General features: G+C 71.0%; 16 protein-coding genes and 1 pseudogene. 7 read left to right on the top strand and 10 right to left on the bottom strand.

Going from position 1 to position 17896, the window contains the following annotated elements:
* The first annotated feature begins 207 nt into the window (after positions 1 to 207).
* Both AC27LF_RS23825 and AC27LF_RS23820 read left to right on the top strand, forming a co-directional pair.
* Positions 208 to 3645, top strand: coding sequence for a phosphocholine-specific phospholipase C (locus AC27LF_RS23825; protein WP_479658397.1), 3438 nt, complete (start codon positions 208 to 210; stop codon positions 3643 to 3645).
* A gap of 157 nt (positions 3646 to 3802) precedes the next feature.
* The gene (locus tag AC27LF_RS23820) at positions 3803 to 4351 is read left to right on the top strand and encodes a putative immunity protein (protein WP_479658396.1); all 549 of its coding nucleotides are present in this window, start codon (positions 3803 to 3805) and stop codon (positions 4349 to 4351) included.
* A 64-nt stretch (positions 4352 to 4415) separates the two neighbouring features.
* On the opposite strand, the gene AC27LF_RS23815 is transcribed toward AC27LF_RS23820, so the two are convergent.
* Positions 4416 to 4682: a DUF5707 domain-containing protein gene (locus AC27LF_RS23815; RefSeq protein ID WP_479658395.1), complete on the bottom strand. Its 267-nt coding sequence runs from the start codon at positions 4680 to 4682 to the stop codon at positions 4416 to 4418.
* Between the two features lie 137 nt (positions 4683 to 4819).
* Here AC27LF_RS23815 and AC27LF_RS23810 point away from each other — a divergent pair.
* A pseudogene (locus AC27LF_RS23810) lies at positions 4820 to 4951 on the top strand (RidA family protein); the annotation flags it as partial.
* A gap of 144 nt (positions 4952 to 5095) precedes the next feature.
* On the opposite strand, the gene AC27LF_RS23805 reads toward AC27LF_RS23810, so the two are convergent.
* From AC27LF_RS23805 to AC27LF_RS23785, 5 genes are all read right to left on the bottom strand, one after another.
* Entirely contained in the window at positions 5096 to 5602 is a 507-nt protein-coding gene (locus AC27LF_RS23805) for a GNAT family N-acetyltransferase (protein ID WP_479658394.1), read from the bottom strand.
* A gap of 239 nt (positions 5603 to 5841) precedes the next feature.
* Positions 5842 to 7230: a PTS ascorbate transporter subunit IIC gene (ulaA, locus tag AC27LF_RS23800; protein ID WP_479658393.1), complete on the bottom strand. Its 1389-nt coding sequence runs from the start codon at positions 7228 to 7230 to the stop codon at positions 5842 to 5844.
* Positions 7231 to 7490: 260 nt separating this feature from the next.
* Positions 7491 to 7772 carry a PTS sugar transporter subunit IIB gene (locus AC27LF_RS23795; RefSeq protein WP_479658392.1) on the bottom strand — a complete coding sequence of 94 codons (282 nt, stop codon included), beginning with the start codon at positions 7770 to 7772 and terminating at the stop codon, positions 7491 to 7493.
* Complete coding sequence (locus AC27LF_RS23790; protein WP_479658391.1) at positions 7769 to 8224, bottom strand: PTS sugar transporter subunit IIA; 456 nt, start codon at positions 8222 to 8224, stop codon at positions 7769 to 7771. Before AC27LF_RS23790 ends, AC27LF_RS23795 begins: the two co-directional genes overlap by 4 nt.
* A 43-nt stretch (positions 8225 to 8267) precedes the next feature.
* Positions 8268 to 8996: a GntR family transcriptional regulator gene (locus AC27LF_RS23785; protein ID WP_479658390.1), complete on the bottom strand. Its 729-nt coding sequence runs from the start codon at positions 8994 to 8996 to the stop codon at positions 8268 to 8270.
* A gap of 249 nt (positions 8997 to 9245) precedes the next feature.
* Here AC27LF_RS23785 and AC27LF_RS23780 point away from each other — a divergent pair, with 249 nt between their 5' ends.
* From AC27LF_RS23780 to AC27LF_RS23770, 3 genes are all read left to right on the top strand, one after another.
* Positions 9246 to 11345, top strand: a complete 2100-nt coding sequence (locus tag AC27LF_RS23780; RefSeq protein ID WP_479658389.1) for a transketolase family protein — start codon at positions 9246 to 9248, stop codon at positions 11343 to 11345.
* 70 nt (positions 11346 to 11415) lie between these two features.
* A complete protein-coding gene (locus tag AC27LF_RS23775) occupies positions 11416 to 11691 on the top strand; it encodes an HPr family phosphocarrier protein (RefSeq protein ID WP_479658388.1) in 276 nt (91 codons plus the stop codon).
* 121 nt (positions 11692 to 11812) lie between these two features.
* Positions 11813 to 12478, top strand: a complete 666-nt coding sequence (locus AC27LF_RS23770; protein ID WP_479658387.1) for an HAD family hydrolase — start codon at positions 11813 to 11815, stop codon at positions 12476 to 12478.
* A 177-nt stretch (positions 12479 to 12655) separates the two neighbouring features.
* Here the strand turns inward: AC27LF_RS23770 and aztD are convergent, their stop codons facing one another.
* The 4 genes from aztD to aztB all read right to left on the bottom strand — a co-directional run bounded on the left by aztD (position 12656) and on the right by aztB (position 17072).
* Complete coding sequence (gene aztD, locus AC27LF_RS23765; protein WP_479658386.1) at positions 12656 to 13855, bottom strand: zinc metallochaperone AztD; 1200 nt, start codon at positions 13853 to 13855, stop codon at positions 12656 to 12658.
* 119 nt (positions 13856 to 13974) lie between these two features.
* Positions 13975 to 14964 (bottom strand): zinc ABC transporter substrate-binding protein AztC, encoded by a 990-nt coding sequence (aztC, locus tag AC27LF_RS23760; RefSeq protein WP_479658385.1) that lies wholly within the window; start codon positions 14962 to 14964, stop codon positions 13975 to 13977.
* Positions 14961 to 16196 carry a hypothetical protein gene (locus AC27LF_RS23755; RefSeq protein ID WP_479658384.1) on the bottom strand — a complete coding sequence of 412 codons (1236 nt, stop codon included), beginning with the start codon at positions 16194 to 16196 and terminating at the stop codon, positions 14961 to 14963. The genes aztC and AC27LF_RS23755 overlap by 4 nt, the downstream gene beginning before the upstream one ends.
* 21 nt (positions 16197 to 16217) lie before the next feature.
* Entirely contained in the window at positions 16218 to 17072 is an 855-nt protein-coding gene (gene aztB / locus AC27LF_RS23750) for a zinc ABC transporter permease AztB (RefSeq protein ID WP_479658383.1), read from the bottom strand.
* 15 nt (positions 17073 to 17087) lie between these two features.
* Here aztB and aztA point away from each other — a divergent pair, with 15 nt between their 5' ends.
* Complete coding sequence (aztA, locus tag AC27LF_RS23745) at positions 17088 to 17831, top strand: zinc ABC transporter ATP-binding protein AztA (RefSeq protein WP_479658382.1); 744 nt, start codon at positions 17088 to 17090, stop codon at positions 17829 to 17831.
* Positions 17832 to 17896 lie beyond the last annotated feature (65 nt).

The following is a 17896-nucleotide window of genomic DNA, read 5'->3' as shown; positions in this document are numbered from 1 at the left end:
CGTGCCGCCAGGCGTCGTTCGCGGGTAGGTCCCGTCCCCGTCGCACGGCGGAGACGAAGGTCCACCCGAGCGCCGACACCTCCTGTTGCGGGTCATTCCTAAGCTGTCCGTACCGGTAAGGGAACGTTCGGGGCCACTGGATGAACGGGCGACGAAGATCCGTCACGTAGGGTTACGGCCGTGAGAGGGACGACCTAACCTCCGGTCATGTCTGACATCTCCCGCCGTAAGGTTCTCGGCACCCTCGCCGGTGGAACCGCTCTCTCCTTCCTGCCTCCGTCGCTGCACCAGGCGATGGCCGCGCCCATGCCACGCGGTGGCCTGCGGGCGATCGAGCATGTGATCATCCTGATGCAGGAGAACCGTTCCTTCGACAACTATTTCGGAACCCTCAAGGGTGTGCGCGGCTTCGGCGACCGCACGCCGCTGCGGCTGCCCACCGGTGGGAGTGTCTTCGAGCAGCCGCGGGCCGGCGGTGCCGAGGTGCTGCCGTTCTCGGCCCGGCAGGCGGCTCTCGACGCGGGCCGTCCCGAGAGCGACATCCAGTACCTGGGTTCGCTCGCGCACGGATTCTCCGACGCCGTCCAGGCCCGGGCGAACGGCTGGTGGGACGACTGGATCGCCGCCAAGAGCCAGAGCACCATGGCCTTCTACGACCGGCGCGACATTCCGTTGCAGTACGAGCTGGCCGACCGCTTCACCCTCTGCGACGCGTACTTCTGCTCCGTCTACGGCTCGACCAACCCCAACCGCAACTATCTGTGGACCGGCACGACCGGTTACGAGCCGGGCGGTGTCAACCGGGCCGTCACCAACGCCGCGTACTCCTACACGCATCAGGGCTACGACTGGACGACGTACCCGGAGCGCCTGGAGGCCGCCGGCGTGTCCTGGCAGATCTATCAGGAATGGGACAACTTCACCGACAACGCGGTGGAATACTTCCGGCCCTGGAAGGAGATCGGCCGGAAGATCCTGGCCAAGGTCAGCGGCCAGTACTCCACCACCGAGCAGTTCTACGACAGCCTGTGGGGCAAGACCGCTGATCAGCGCAAGGCCGCGCTGGCCGAGTTCCAGCGGGGCGTCGACGCGCTGACCCCGGCCGAGCGTCGGCTGTTCATGCGGGGCGCCTACCGCTCCGAGCCCGACACCCTTGTCCAGCGGCTCACCGCGGACATCAAGAAGGGCACGCTGCCTCAGGTCAGTTGGATCGTCCCGACGGCGGCGCTGTCCGAACACCCGAGCAGCTCCACCCCCGTCGGCAGCGCCAACCTCGTCTACGACCTCCTCGACGCCATCGCCGGCGACCCGAAGACCTGGTCGAAGACGGCGCTGTTCATCAACTTCGACGAGAACGACGGCTACTTCGACCACGTGCCCGCCCCGGTCGCGCCGAAGCCGGACACCGGCAACTGCGACGACTGGTTCAACGGCAGCCCGGTCGGTCCCGGCCCGCGCGTGCCGATGACGATCGTGTCGCCGTGGACGGTGGGCGGTTTCGTCAGCTCGGAGGCGTTCGACCACACCTCGGTCATCCGGTTCCTGGAGAAGTGGACCGGTGTCCGCGAGCCCAACATCAGCGACTGGCGCCGTAGCGTCTTCGGCGACCTGACCTCCGCCTTCGACTTCGACAGCGCCCACCGGCAGCCCGAGGTGGAGCAGCCGGGGCAGGTGCCGGCACCCGTCGGACGGTGGACGCCCGTACCGCCCAAGGAGCAGGCGCTCCCGGAGCAGGAGTCCGGCACCCGTCGCACGCGCCGCTCCCCCTACCGGCTGTCCCTGCGCACGGATGTCACCCGCTCCGCCGTACGCCTCCGATCCGGCAACGAGGGCGGCACCGGCGCCACGTTCACCGCCTACCCCGGTGACGGCACCGCTCCGCGCGCCTGGACCGTCCCCGCCGGCAAGGGCGCCACCGAAACGGTGGAGTACGGCGCCGACGGCTACGACTTGCAAATCCACGGTCCGGGATGGTCGGTGTGGGAGCTGCGCGGAACCGGTGTGGGCGCCGAGGCACACCTCGTCGAGCACCCGGGCCCCGGCCGGGTGACCGTGGTGTGCTCCAACCCCTCCCCCAGGACCCGTACGCTGCTCGTCGGTGAGTCGGTCTACTCCCGTAAGCACGGCGACCACGTGCGGACCGTCACCCTCAAGCCCGGCCAGTCCCGCACGGTGCAGCTCCATGTGCCGGATCACGGCTGGTACGACGTGGTGGTCGTCGACCGCGACGACCCGTCCTTCCTGCGGCGCGCCACCGGTCGACTGGCCGACGGCAAGCCCGGCGTCACCGACCCGGCGACCGGCACGGCCCCGGCGCTGGCCGCGACGATCGGTCTGCCGGCGGCGCTGCCGTCCCTGGGCACGCCCTTCGCGCAGGGCAACCCCACCGATGTCGTGGTCACCGTGCGGAACCAGGGCACCCACCGGCTCGACGCTCTCTCCGTCGCGCTGCTCGCCCCGTCCGGCTGGACGGTCCAGCGGACCGGTGGGGCGCCGACCGTGCTGCGGGCCGGCGACTCGGCCGACGTACGTTTCGTCGTCACGCCCGCTCCCGACGCCACCGCCGGGCGGCTGGTCGTCGCCGCGCACGCCGACGACGACGGTCTGCTCAGGCTCGCGGACGCGCGCGTGCGGACCAAGGTCGCCCCGGCCATGAGCGTCGCACTGACCGGTCCGGCCAGCTCCCCCGGGACCGACGGCACTGTGCTCTCACCGGGCAGGCCGGTCACCGTGACGGCCACCGTCACCAACGCCGGCAGCACACCGCTCACCGGCCTGACCGCCGGGTTGTCCCTCCCGGAGGGCTGGACCGCCACCACCAAGGGCAGCGCGCCCACGTCCGTTCCGGCCCGCTCCTCCGCGTCCGTGGCCTGGGACGTCGTCGCGCCCGCCGCCGCGGCACGCGTCTTCGGCAGCCTCAAGGCGACCGTCACGGCGAAGCTGAGCGGCAGCGACGCGCAGGCGTCCGCGTCCCTGTCCGCCAAGACCGGGCCGGTCATGAGCGGCTACCTCCTCGCCGAGGACTTCGAGTCCGTCGCCCCCGTGCTCGCCGCGGCGGCCGACCTCAGCCGCCCCGGCCTGCTCGGCTGGACCCGGACCACCCCCGAGGGCTGGACGGTCACCAACGCACCGGCCATGCCGCAGGGTACGCGAGAGCTGCAGGGCTGGACCTTCCTGTCCAAGCAGTTCTGGTTCCCCGCCGGACAGGATCGCCCCGACTTCAGCCGGGCGCTCGGCGTGGTGGCCGTGGCCGACCCCGACGACTGGGACGACACCGGCAGCCCGTCAGCGCGGGGCCGGTTCGACTCGACCCTGACCACCCCGGCCGTGTCCATCCCCTCGGGCGCCTCCACCCTCCATCTGGGCTTCGACTCCCACTACCGGCAGGAGAGCCCGCAGGAGGCCGAGGTCACCGTCGTGTTCGACACCGGTGAACCGGTCCGGCTGCTCCACTACAGCAGCGCGTCGTCCGGGAACACCAACCTGGGCCAGGACCAGCAGAACCGGCTCGTCCGGCTCTCCTGCCCCGTCCCCGCCGGGGCGACATCGGCGAAGGTCAACTTCCGGATCTTCAACGCGGGCAACAACTGGTTCTGGGCGATCGACAACGTCCGTCTGGGCACCAACCCGATCGCCGACGCCTGACCGGCCGTAGCCGGACCGACTCCGGCGGGGCGGCGGCCCAGCGGCCCGCCGCCCCGCCGATCAAGTCGGCCTTTCGGCAGCCGGTTTGCGCGGTGACATCGGCGTTCGTTCTCCTCATTCCTTCATCGGGAGCCTGCGCCGGGCGGAGGATGGAACCATGACAGGGGAGACGAGTGAGGTCGTTCTGAGCACGCGGGACCTTCGTGAGGTCACCGCGTTCGCCGCGGCATGCGCGGAGGGCGTGCTGGACATATTCGAGGCCGATCAGCCGCACGACTCACGGCCCAGAGACGCTGTCGGTGCCGCATGGGAGTTCGCCCAGGGTGGTGAGCGCGGGAAGTCTCTGCGCGTCACAGCGGCGGCGGCCCTCAAGGCAGCCAAGAGCGCGGACACCGCGGCCGCACGCGAGGCGGCGTGGGCAGCGATGTCTGCGGCAGGCGCCGCCTACCTGCATCCGCTGGCCAAGGCCACTCAGGTCAAGCACATCCTCGGAGCCGGCGCTTACGCGGCCAGAGCGGCCGAACTCGTCGCCGGCGACGATCGGAGCGTCGGTGTGGAACACCTCAAGGGGACGGTGCGCCGTGCGACTCCGGTCGTCGTTGACGTACTGAAACGTTTCCCGGCGGCGCCGGTCGGCGGCGGACGCGTCGGTGAGTTGATCCGCATACTGGACGCTGAGCTCCGTTCGCTCACCCGCGCCGAGTAGCCTTCAGCGCGCCGGGATGGCGCGGCCCCGCGACGAGGGGTCCTGCCCCAGCCGGGCCTCCGGGTCACCGGACGGAGAAGTCGGCCACCTCGGTGTCCAAGGTCGTGGTGCCGTCCTGCGCGGTGGCCAGGACGGCGACGTGCCAGGCACCGCGCGGGGACGACTCGGCGTCGGCGGTGGTGACCTCGGCGGTGCAGGCGCAGCGCACGGTGTCCCGTCCGGAGGGCGTGCAGACGGCCGACTGCGCGGCGGCCATGTCCTTGGCGGTCAGACCCTCCTCGGCAAGGGACGAGTTCCGCGGCCAGGCCGGCACCTGCAACTGTCTCAGCACTGGATGAGGTCGGCGCCACTCGACCGCGCCGCCGCGCCCATACTCGCCGCGCGAGGATTCGCCAGGCATGAGCGCGCCTACTCAGCCCGACCTGAGTAAGCCGACCGGACCGGACCCTCTTTTCGCCGCACAGACGCAACCGAGTCATGGTCGAGCAGTTCCGCAAGAGGATGGGAGACCGCGCGCCGATCTGGACGGAGACCGGCGTCCCCGCGCTCGGGGCGGCGGGGATGCGCGTCGAGATCCGCGTCATCGCGATCGTCGAGTAGCCGCCGCCCGGGGGGGCCAATCCCGGGCACCGCACTCGGACTTGGCCGGCGCGTGGTGCCCGGCGTTGTTCCGCCACTCCGTGAGGGCGTCGGCGTCGCGGAAGCACCCGACGGTGATGCCCAGCCCGCGGTTCTGGCCGCCGCTCAGTACGGAGTGAGGCCGCGTCCGGCGACACGTTGCATGGAGTACAGCGTCTGCGGAGCGTCCCACTCCACGAAGGTGCTGATCAGGCGCATGCCGAGGGCTTCGAGGAGGCGACGTGAGCGCTCGTTGGCCTCCTGGGTGACAGCGATGACCGAGGGATCGTCCGAGGGGACGTGGTCGAAGGCCCAGTTGACCACAGCCGTCACGGCCTCACGGGCGTATCCCTGCCCCCAGTGCTCCGGCAGAAAGGAGTAGGACACCTCCCGTCGGCCGTCGAACCGTGACTTCGGATCGATCGACGCAGAGCCGAGCACGGTTCCTTCGTGCCGTGTGACCACGGTGAACAGATTCGCGCGGCCCACGAAGTGCTGCTGATAGGCAGCGAGTTGGTCTTCAGCGACCGGGCCGCCGAGATGACGCCGGACGTCGACGTCGGTCCACAGCCGGGTGAAGTCGGACACGTCGGCGGGTTCGGCGGGACGCAGCAGCAGCCGGGAGGTCGTCAAGACGCACGGCCAAGGTTGCGTGGCGGACAGCGAGGACACACCAGTGATCATCGCATCAGCCGAGCAGGCCGTGCCGGACTGGCGGTGTCGAAGCCGGATACCTTGCCGGGCGGCCGTCACGGGGTGAGGCGTCTTCACGGGCGTCTACCGGAAATGATCAACTGGGCCGCGCGGAGGGCTGGGTGTGCGGCGGGGAGCGTGTTGCCCGGCGAGCCGTGTGGGTCGCCGGGCGCCGGGGGTCAGTGGGTGGGCTGGGGTTCCTGGTTGGTGGTCGACTCCGTGATGGCGCGGCGTCGGGTGATGAGGGCGCTGCTGACGAACACCGCGGCCAGGGCGATGACGACGAGGCCGATGACGGCCGCGTGGCCGATCCGGACCGAGCCGCCGATCAGCAGGCCGGAGACGCCGAAGTCGGCGTCCGAGAACGTGGAGTTCTCCAGGCCGACGTCGCCGAGGAACGGCAGGACGAGCAGCGGAAGGAAGGTGATCAGCAGGCCGTTGGCCATGGCGCCGAGGATCGCGCCGCGCCGTCCGCCGGTCGCGTTGCCGATGACGCCGGACGCGGCGCCGGTCATGAAGTGGGCGACGATGCCGGGGATGATGATGGTGCCGCCCACGGCGACGAGGACGCCCATGCCGATCAGGCCGCCCACGAAGCTGGCGAGGAAGCCGATGAGGACGGCGTTCGGGGCGAAGGTGAAGACGATCGGGACGTCGAGTGCGGGACGGGCGTTGGGCACCAGCTTCTCCGAGATGCCCTTGAAGGCGGGGATGATCTCGGCGAGGACGACGCGGACACCGGCGAGGATGATGAAGACGCCCGCGGCGAACTTGCCGGCCTGCATGACGGCCCACAGCAGGTACCACTGCCCGTCGCTCAGCTCGCGCTCGACGTAGCCGGGTCCGGCGACCAGGGTGACCAGCAGATAGATGATGCCCATGGAGGTCGCGATGACGACGGTGGTGTCACGCAGGAACCCCAGCCCCTTGGGGATCTTGAGGTCTTCCGTGGACTTCGAGGAGTCGCCCACCAGCCGGCCCACGAGTCCGCTGGTGGCGATGCCGAAGTTGCCGGTGTGGCCGAGCGCGACGTTGTCGTTCTTGGTGACCTTGCGCATCCAGGGCTGGACGAGCGCGGGCGACAGCGTGGTGATGAGGCCCTGGGCGAGGGAGCCCCAGAGGACGGCCTGCCAGCTGCTGAAGCCGTTCGCGATGAGGATGACGGCGATCATGGCCGCCAGGTACAGGGCGACGTGCCCCGACATGTAGATGAACTTGAACGTGGTGAAGCGGGCGAGCAGCACGTTCACGACCATGCCGAAGAAGAAGATCAGCGCGGCCTGGGAGCCGTAGTCGGTGAGCACCTTGCCGACGATGGCCTCGTTGTTGGGCACGACACCCTGCACCCCGAAGGCATGCTGGAACATGTCGCCGAACGGGGTGAGTGCGTCGGAGACCACACCGGCGCCGGCCGCGAGGACCAGGAAGCCGACGAACGCCTTGATCGTGCCCTTGACGGTGTCGGAGGCCGACTTGCGCTGGAGGAGCAGGCCGAGCAGGGCTATCAGGCCGACGATGACGGATGGCTCACGGAAGACATCCAGAAAGTTCTGCAGAACGCTGTTCACGGACAACGCCTCTCTACGGGCACGACGGGGCCGCGTGCGGGGGTGGTGGGTGCCGGGTTCCTGGCGGTGTTGGCGCACGGGAGCATCGGCCGGCGGAGTGCAGCTCCACAGCGGGCGGGATGAGGCGTCGGGCGCTGCGGGCGGGCGGCGGCCGGGGTGGGTGTCCGCCCGGCGCCGTCGAGATGGGCGGCGCCGCGTCCACGGTCGCCGCACTCAGCAGAAGTGACGTTTCTTTGTATGCGGTGTATGCGCTCGGAGTATCAGAGCAGGCCGTGGCGTGCGGCGGCGGACTTGACCGCCTCGCGCAGCTCGTCCATGTCGATGATGCTGTTCAGCACGACCACGTCGCCCAGTCCCTGGGCGGTGTCCTCCAGATCCTTCGCGACGAAGAACACGTCCGCGCTGTCGGGGCCGGCGGAGCTGATGTCGGAGTGCTCGACCGTGACATCTGCCAGACCGAGTTCACGGACGACGGTCTCGATGTTCATGCGCACCATGAAGCTGCTGCCCAGTCCGGTGCTGCACATCGCCAGGAACTTCATTCGGATTCCTCGAATTCAGTGATCAACTTGACTACCTCGGGTGCCGAGGCCGCCTCGCGCAGGGCCTGGCGGGTCTGGGCGTCCGAGAGAATGCGCGCGAGGGAGGCCATGGCGCGCAGGTGCGCGTCGGCATCCGCCGCGGCGAAGCAGAAGTAGAGGTCGACCGCGTGCTCGGGCTCATCGAGCAGCGGGGCGGGCTCGCTCAGGCGGAGCATCGCGATGCCGGTGCGGACGACACCGTACTCGGGGCGGGCGTGCGCCAGCGCGATGCCGTGGCCGAGGTCGATGTAGGTGCCGCCGGCCGCGATCGAGTCCAGCATGGCCTGGACGTACTCGGGGGTGACGTCTCCGGCCTCCACCAGCGGACGGGCGACCCGGGTGACGGCTTCACGCCAGGTCAGTCTGTCGTCGGTGAAGTGGATGTTCCGTTCGGGCAGAAGACGACTGAGCATACGTGCTCCACGGGGGTGCGGGTAGGGGACGGGCGCGGCGCGGCTAGTCGGCGTCGGCCACGATGTCGAAGGACAGTTCCGCCGTGTCCGGCAGGAACTTCGAGGTGCCGAAGATGACGGGTTTGCGGCCCGGCTCGAAGACACGTGAGGTGGCCAGCAGCAGCGGGGTCTCCTCGGCCACGCCGAGCAGCCCGGCCTCGCGTGCGTCGCACCGGTGGAGTCCCACGACGATCTCGTTGCGCACCAGCAGCACGTCGTGACGGGCCCTCAGGTGGGCGTAGAGGGAGGTGTCGGTGAAGTCCGTCGTCAGGACGTCGGGAAACCTGGCCTCCTCGACGTAGGACTCGGCGAGGTGGTGCAGGACGCCGTTCACGCTGCGCAGCCTCTCCAGCCGTACGACCGGGGTGGCGGGGCTGACTTCGAGTGCGGCGGCGATGCGGGCGCCGGCCCGTTCGCCGCGCTGCACGGTCACCCGCGAGGTGACCGTGTGCCCCTGCCGGGTGAGCTGGGTGTGAAAGCCGGTCACCTCGTTGACGAAGCGTTCGCGGTGCTTGAGGTTGTAGCGCGGGTGGCTCACGAAGGTGCCGCGGCCGTGTTCGCGCACGAGGTAACCGTCCTGGACGAGTTCGTCGACCGCGCGGCGCAACGTGATGCGGCTCACATCGTATTCGCCGCACAGGACACCTTCGGCGGGCAGGCGCTCCCCCACGGGGAGACTCCGTACACGCTCCAGCAGATGGTCGCGCACCTGTGCGTATTTGTGCCCGGCCATCCACGACCTCCTCGTCGGGCTTACATGTCATCGAGACATCATGATGACTACGAAGGAATCGCAGCGTCAATAGTCGACGCCTAAACGAGATCTCACACCGTCGGGACGGCGGTCTATGTCTACCCCGTCACCTTCTCCCCCCTCTGGCCTGGCACATCACATCGGCGGACCCCCTCTGGTGCCGATACGGAGGCATGAGCTACGTTTCCCGAAGTCATCATGACGTCATGCTCTCTCCAAGGAGTTCCCGTGGCCTTCTCACCCACACAGACGACGCGGCCTCTCGGGGCCTCCCCCACGGCGGGGCGGGCGCTCAGCGAGGCGGACGCACGGGCCGTCGCCGTGGCGCGGGCACTGGCGGTGGACGCCGTCGAGGCCGCGGGGTCCGGACACCCGGGCACGGCACTGGCTTTGGCGCCCGTCGCACACCTGCTCTTCCAGCGGCACATCCGGCACGATCCCGCGGACCCCTCCTGGGAGGGCCGTGACCGCTTCGTGCTGTCCTGCGGGCACGCCAGCATCCTCCAGTACGTGCAACTCCATCTGACCGGCTACGGGCTGGAGTTGGACGATCTGCGCCGCTTCCGCCGGCTCGGCTCGCTGACCCCGGGCCACCCCGAGTACCGGCACACCGCCGGTGTCGAGACGACCACCGGGCCGCTCGGCCAGGGTGTCGCCACGGCCGTGGGCATGGCGATGGCGCTCAAGCGCGACGAGGAGCGGCTGGCGGGCGCGGACACCTCACCCGGCGGCCCCGCCGGTCGCACCGTCTGGGTGCTGTGCTCCGACGGCGACCTCCAGGAGGGCATCTCCTACGAGGCCGGGGCGCTGGCCGGACGGCACCGGCTGGACAACCTGGTGGTCGTCTGGGACGACAACAGCATCCAGATCGAGGGCGACACCGGCCTGACGACCCATGAGGACACGGCTGCCCGCTTCCGCGCCCAGGGCTGGTTCGTGCAGACGGTGGGGCTCGGCACCGACGGCGACGTGGACGCCAAGGCGCTTGACCGCGCGCTCGCCGCGGCCCGCGCCGAGACCGGCCGGCCGAGCTTCGTCGCCCTGACGTCGCAGATAGCCTTCCCCGCCCCGAACGCGGTCAACACGGCGGCCTCGCACGGCGCTCCGCTGGGCGCCGCCGAGGCCGCCGCCGTCAAGGAAGTCCTCGGCATCGCGGGCGAGTTCACGGTTCCGGCGGACGTGCTTGAGCACACCCGCCGGGCCCTCGCACGCGGCGCCGCACTGCACGCGGACTGGGACCGGGAGCTGGCCCGCTGGGCGGCCGAGCACCCCGAGGCCGCGGCGGCGCGCGAGCGGGCCGTCCGCCCGGCGGACCCGGACCGGGTGGCCCGGGTGCTGCCCACGTTCGAGCCCGGCGACAGCATCGCACCGCGCGACGCTTCCGGGCAGGTCATCCAGGCCCTGGCCGCCGAGCTGCCGCGGCTGTGGGGCGGCTCCGCCGACCTCGGCGACAGCAACCGTACGACCATCGCGTCCGGCGGATCGTTCCTGCCCGCCGCCGAGGACGGCGGTCGCGGCCTGCGGGGCCGCAATGTGCACTGGGGGGTGCGCGAGCACGCGATGGCCGCCGCGCTCAACGGCATCGCCCTGGTCGGGTACGACACCCCCTTCGCCGGCACCTTCCTGGTGTTCAGCGACTACCAGCGCCCCTCCCTGCGGCTGGCCGCCCTCATGCGGCTGCCGGTGATCCATGTGTGGAGCCATGACTCCGTCGCCCTCGGCGCGGACGGCCCCACCCATCAGCCGGTGGAGCACCTCGCCGCGCTGCGCGCCATGCCGGGACTGGCCGTCGTCCGGCCCGCGGACGCCACCGAGACCGCCGCCGCCTGGCTCGCCGCGCTCGGCCGGCCGGGCCCGGTCGGTCTGGCGCTCGCCCGGCAGGGCCTGCCGGTGCTGCCCACCGACGCCGGCACCGTCCGCGCGGGCGTGGTACGCGGCGCCTATGTGGTGACGGATCATCAGGAAACTGCGGACGTGGTGCTGTTGGCCAGTGGCAGCGAGGTCGCTCTGGCCATGGCGGCGCGGGATCTCCTCGCGGCGCGCGCCGTGACCGCACGGGTCGTCTCCGTTCCGTGCCTGGACTGGTTCATGGCGCAGGACAGGGAGTACCGCGACCGCGTACTCCCCCCGTCGGTGCGGGCCCGTGTCGTCGTCGAGGCCGGTACCGCCTTCGGCTGGCACGGCCTGCTCGGCGAGCACGGCCGCGCCGTGACCGTCGACGACTTCGGCACCTCCGCCCCCGCACAGGACGCCCTCAGGGCGGTCGGCCTCACCGAGGACGCGGTGGTCGAGGCGGCCCTCGCCTCCCTCGCCGCCGCTCGGTCCTGACCCCGCGCCTCCCCGCACGATTCCCCGGACCTGCTCGACACACCTTCTCGACGGACAAGGAAGCACTGCCATGCCCGAACGCACTGTCACCATCGCCTCGCGCAGCGGACTGCACGCCCGGCCCGCCACCGCGTTCGTCCGGGCGGCGGCCGAACAGGCCGTGCCCGTGACCATCACCCGCGAGGGCCGTACCGTCGACGCCCGCAGCCTGCTGTCGGTCCTGGCCCTCGGCGCCGGACACGGCGACTCGGTGACTCTCGCCGCCGAGGGCGAGGGCGCCGACGAAGCCCTCGACGCGCTGGCCGCCCTCCTCGGCCGCGACCACGACGCGGAGCCCGCCGGCTGACCCGCCCGCAGCGCCGGCGGCCGGCCGGTCACCGGCGCGGGGTCCGACCGGCCCGCCGACCGCCCATTCCCACTCCCAGCCCCGCTCCCGCTCCCGCTCCCGCTCCGAAGCGAGGTTCCCCTTGAATGCGCGTGCTCAGGCCGCCCTGCGCGGCGCCCGGCTCGTCATCTTCGACTGCGACGGCGTCCTCGTGGACACCGAGAGCATCGGCCCGCAGGTCGTCGCGGCCATGGCCACGCAGGCGGGCTGGCCCCTGACCGCCGAGGAGGTGCGCCACCGGTTCCTCGGCCGCCCCGAGTCGTACCTGTACGAGCAGATACGCGCCCACGCCACCTCCCCGACGGGCCCCGAGTGGCTGACGGAGTACCGCATGCGCGTCCGCGACGCGTTCGCCGCGCGGCCCCACACCATGCCGGGGGTGCGGGAGTTGCTGGATCACCTCGATGCCCGGGGGCTGCCCTACTGTGTCGCCTCCAGCGGCAGCCACGAGCGCATCGCGCACTCGCTGGAGGTCACGGCGCTCCAAGCCCGTTTCGCCGGGCGGGTGTTCAGCGCCGACGACGTGGCCGCCGGGAAGCCGGCGCCCGATCTGTTCCTGCACGCCGCCCGCACCCTGTCGTACGAGCCGGAGCACTGCCTGGTGATCGAGGACAGCCCCGCCGGCGTCGACGCGGCCATCGCCGCCCGCATGCGGGTCGTCGGTTACACCGGCGGCCCCACCGACGCCGCCGCCCTGGCCCACGCGGATCTGGGCGTCGTGGCGGACCTGACCCAACTCGTGACCTGACAGGGGCCGGTACGGGCGGCCGTGCGTCACCTCCACAGGAAGGCCGGCGTCCAAGACGGTTCGACGCTGACGCTCCTGGCCGCGGTCGGCCGCCGCGTCCGGTTCCGGTCACACAAGCGGTAGCGGGTGTACGCATCGCCCCCGCGGCCTGCACGGCCGCGGGGGCGGTGGACTCGGTCAGTGGCCCGCGACGACGCCCGACAGCTCGTTGGTGCTCTCCGGCAGGGTCACTGAGGTGATCTTCTTGCCGGTCGCCAAGTCGATGGCGTGCAGAGCCTTCTTGCCGGGTTCGGAGACGTAGGCGGTGTGGTCGCGGACGAACAGGGTGGGCCGGGCCTGCTGCCAGTCCAGCGGCTCCTGCCAGGGGCCCACGGCGGGGATCTTCTTCTCGGTCCTGCCGGTGTTCTGGTCGATGACGTGGATGGCGCCGTCGGTGCCGAGGACAAGGGCCTCACCCTGCGGGCCGCGGGCCAGCGAGCGGAAGGAGTAGCTGGTGCCGAGGTCGACCAGGCGCAGCTTCTTCTTCTCGGTGTCGATGAGGGAGACGCGGGTGGGGCGCTCCAACTCGGCCTCGGGGTCGGTCTTGTAGTCGCCCAGAAGGACCGGGGAGGCGTCGCTGCCGGCCTGGTTGCCGATGCGGCCGTAGTCGTCGGGGGCGTCGACCTTGGTGAACTCGCCGTCCTGGTAGATCAGTACGCCGTCCTCGCAGCCGACGGCGACGGCCTCGTTCTGGGCGGCCGCCTCGCCGTGCACGCCGGGGCAGTTCTCGTTGCGCGCGATCTCCTTGTTGTCCTTGTCCAGGACCAGCGCGCCGGTCCGCTTCTCCTCGGTGCCCAGGGTGCCGAGGAGTTCGCCGCCCGCCAGTTCGATGGCGACACCGTGGTGTGCCTCGGCTGAGGTGTAGGTGCGTCCTTGCGGTTTCCGGCCACTGCTCAGGTCGGCGGGATCGAAGACGTTGACCTCTCCGGTGCCGTCGGTGAAGAGCACGGTCTTGCCTGCGTGACGTACGACGTGGCCGGGCTTGGCGCCCTTGTACTCGATGCCGGTGAGGGCCTGGCCGGTGGCGTCCAGGACGCGGAAGCCGGTGTCGGTGGAGACGATGACGTGGTCCGCGTCACCGGCGGGGTTGACGCGGTTGAAGCCGGACAGCTCGATGGTCTTGGTCAGCTTCAGGCTCTGGCCGTCCAGGATGTACAGGCCGCCGTCGAAGGTGGCGACCAGCGGGTCCTTGACCGCGGCGGTGGGCGTGGCGCTCGCGGCGCCCTCCGCCTTGGCGTCGGAGGATGAGCCCTCCCCTCCGCAGGCGGTCAGCACGCCGGACACCGCCAGGGCGAGTGCCGTGCCCGTGAGGGCCCTGCCGCGTATCGGCTTGTTCATCGGTGTGTTCCTTTCCGCGCCGCCCGGTGGCGGCAGTGGTTCCATGACGGTTTCGGCCCGGTCGGCCGGTGTCCGTCGAAGGCTCGGGGGGTCAGTCGCGGGTCGTGCCGGTATCGGGGTCAACCGCGGGTCGTGCCGGTGCTCAGGCCGTCGGTCATGGCGGTGGTGTTGGCGCGCATCATCCGCAGGTAGGTGTCGGCGCCCTCGCCCTCGGCGGTCAGCGACTCGGAGTACAGCTCGACGACCCGGACCCGGCCGCCCAGTTCCGTGCGCAGCACCTCGGCGAGCCGGGTCGGCTGGGAGGAGTCGGCGAACACGGTGCGTACGCCGGCTTCCTCCATCGCCTCGGTCAGCGAGCTGAGGTCGGAGGAGCTGGGTGAGGCCAGGGTGGTGCCGCTCGGGATGACCGCGCCGATCACCCGGAAGCCGAAGCGGTCGGCGAGGTAGCCGAAGACGTGGTGGTTGGTCACCAGGGCGCGCCGGTCCTCGGGTATGCGGGTGAAGGACTTCTCCATCCACGCGGTGAGGTCGGTGAGTTCGTCGCCGTAGCGGTCGGCGTTGGCGCGTATCGTGCCGTCGTCCACGCCGTCGACGTGCTCGATCACCTGGTCGGCTATCAGGCCGGTGGCCTTGCGCACCCGGTCGGGATCGGTCCAGAAGTGCGGGTCGGGTTGTCCTTCGCCGTCCGTGGGGCCGCCGTCGCCGGCCGTCCGGAAGGTGAGCGGGTCGACCGCGTCGCCGACCGCGAAGGTGGCGACGCCCGCATCGCGGGCCGCGTCCACGTGCCGCAGCACGTTCTCCTCCAGCCCGAGGCCGTTGTAGACCACGAGGTCGGCGCGCTCCAGCTCGGCGGCCTGTACCGCGGACAGCCCGAAGGAGTGCGGATCGGCGTTGGGCTTCATCAGGACGGTGACGTCGGCTTCGTCACCGACGATCCGCTGGGTGATGTCGCCGAGGATGTTGGTCGTGACGACGATGCGGGGCCGGTGCTCACCGGTGGTGCAGGCGGTGGCGGTGGCGGCCGTGACGAGGGCGAGCAGGCCGACGATCAGGCTGCGCAGGCGTGCGATGCCCACCCTCGCGCGCCGTTTCGCCTCCCTCCGGCTCATCGTCCGGTCTCCACCATGAGGAGCGGCTCGATGTCCAGGTCGAAGGAGCGAGCGACGCGCAGTCTGTCGTTGTAGTCGATCTCGAACACCTGCTTGCCCTCGGGGTCGTTGACGTAGGCGCGGCTGCGGTCGACCTCGATGACGGGGGTGCCGGCGTCGGTGCCGGTCCGCTTGTCTCCGGTCAGGAGTGTCTTGGTCCGCGCGGTCTGCTTTCCGGTGGCGATGTCATAGCCGTGCAGCGAGCCGTCGGTCTCCAGGACGAGCAGCAAGGAGCCCTCTCCGGCGGTGTTGGCGGCGACGACCGGTCCGGTCTCCACCCGGGTCCAGGTCCGCTCGGTGACGTCCAGGACCCACACGGCGTCGCTTCCGGCCGGGGCGGTGAGGGTGTCGCTGCCGGGGCGGTGCCGGAAGCCGGTGGCCCGTTCCCGCGCCGGCACGTCCTCGTCGTAGGGGATCTTCTCGGCGGTGAAGGCGCCGTCCTGCGCACGGACGAGCAGGGCGCCGTCGGCGCAGCCCAGGACCAGGCCGCGCCGGGTGACGGCGTCGCCCCGCGGCTGCTCGCACCGCACGTCCGGGGAGGCGACGCGCTCGCCGTCGCGGTCGAGCACGACAAGTCGCGCGGTGCCGCCGTCGTCCACGAAGGCGAGCAGGTGCTCCTCGTACGGCACGACGGCACCGGTGTGGGTGCCCGCCAGCGTCCGGGAGGACGTGATCTCGCCCTTCTCCAGCTTGCCGCGGTCGTAGAGGACGGTCCGTCCGTCCTCGTCGGTCACCGCGGTCACGACGACGTCGCTGCGCACCTGTGCGTCGCGGCCCACGGGAAGCTCGCCCACGTCGCGTATCGCCGCGCTGTAGTAGTGGACGTGGTCGCCGTGGTCCACCATCCAGGCGCCGCTGTCGAGCACATGTGTGCCGTCGGCGGAGTGGAGGTAGCCGAACCGTCCGTCCGTGCCGAGCCGGAGAGCGCCTCGCACCTTGGCGGTCTTGTGCGCCTTGCCGGTGAGGAGGTCGAGGATGCGGGTGTCTCCGCTGCCGGGGTCGTTCAGGAGCAGACGGGACTGCTGCTCGGCGGCCTCCTGTGCGCCCTCGACGTACCCGTGCGAGGTGCCGGACGGTGAACTGGCCGCGGGCCGTGGGTCGTTGTCCGTGTCGCCCGCGCAGCCGGTGGTGAGCAGGGCGGTCAGTACCAGTGCGGCCGAAGCCCATGGAGTGACGTGTTCGGGGACGGTCATGACGATCGCCTCAGACTTCTTTCAGTTGACTTCGAGTACGGGGGCGGGGGCGTGGCGCGCACGGCGGTCCCGCAGCCCGGACAGCACGTGGGAGAGGAAGAACAGGCTCACCGCGAGGGCCGCGACGGTCGCGCCGGCGGCGGTGCTCAGGTGCCAGGACAGCAGCAGACCGCCGAATGTGGCGGTGGCGCCGAGCAGGGCGGCGAGCACCATGACCCCGCGGACACTGCGCGCCCACGGCAGGGCCGCCGCCGGCGGGGCGATGAGCAGGCCGAGGACGAGGAGCGTTCCGACGATGTGGAACGAGGCCACGATCGCCAGTCCGAGCAGGCCGAGCAGCACCGCGTGGGCGTGGCGCGGGCGCAGCCCCAGGGTGTGGGCCTTGCGCGCGTCGAACGCCAGGGCCAGGAAGGCGCGATGGCCGAGGACCGACACCGCCAGCGCCGCGCACAAGGCCGCGGCGAGCAGGAAGAGGTCCTGTTGCCGGACGGCGAGGACGTCACCGAACAGGAAGCCGGTCAGGTCCACGGCGAAGGACTGCGAGCGGGACACGATGATCACGCCGAGCGAGAGCATGCCGACGAACAGCAGCCCGATGCCGGTGTCCTGGGACAGCCTCGGCGTACGTCCGAGCACGGTGACGCCCGCCGTCATGACGGCGGCGCTGGCCACCGCCCCCACCATCAGGTTCCCGCCGAGCAGCGCGGCCAGCGCGACGCCCGGCAGCAGTCCGTGGGACATGGCGTCGCCGAGGAAGGCCATCCCCCTCAGCACCACCCAGGTGCCCGCCAGCGCGCAGATCGCGGATACGAGCATCCCGCCCCACAGGGCTCGTTGCACGAAGGTCACCTCGAACGGGGCCGTCAACCATTCCATGGCAAAGACATTACAATGAAAACCATGTTCAGCACATCAGGCCCCTCGCCCGCCGCGCACCGGGAACGCAGCCCTCACTTCCGCTTCACCGAGTTGTGCGCCGGCTACCCGGGGCGACCCGTCCTTCGGCAACTCAGCGCGGACATACCGAAGTTGGCGATGACGGCACTCGTCGGCCCGAACGGCAGCGGCAAGTCGACCCTGCTCGGCGTTCTCGCCGGTGTGATCCTTCCGACATCCGGCGAACTGCACCACGAAGGAGCACGGCCACCGGCGTTCGTACCGCAGCGCGGAGCCGTCGGCGACAGCCTGCCGCTCACCGTCCGGCAGACCGTGGAGATGGGACGCTGGGCCGAGCGCGGACCGTGGCGTCGGCTGACCCGCCGGGACCACGCCACCGTCGACGCCGCGCTCGACCGGCTCGGCATCGGCGGCCTGTCCGCACGCCAACTGGGAGAACTGTCCGGCGGACAGCGCCAACGCGCCCTCATCGCACAAGGGTTGGCGCAGGAATCGGATGTGCTGCTCCTCGACGAACCGACCACGGGTCTGGACCCGGAGGCGAGGGAACGGATCGGGGCGCTGCTGACGGCACTCGTCGCGGACGGCGTGACGGTGGTTCAGGCCACGCACGACCTGGACGTCGCACGCGCGGCGGACATGTGCCTCCTGCTCCAGGACGGACGACTCGCCGGACAAGGGCACCCCGACCGGGTTCTCACCACGTCGGCGCTGGCCCGGATCTGGCAGCCCCTTTGAACCACCGAACGGACGCATCCCTCCCTCGGCCGACGGGACATGGCGCTGCGACCGCCGGAGAGCCA

The organism is Streptomyces diversicolor (genome assembly GCF_057537855.1).
Note: the sequence above shows the minus strand (reverse complement) of the source record. Positions and strands in the feature narration are given on the sequence as shown.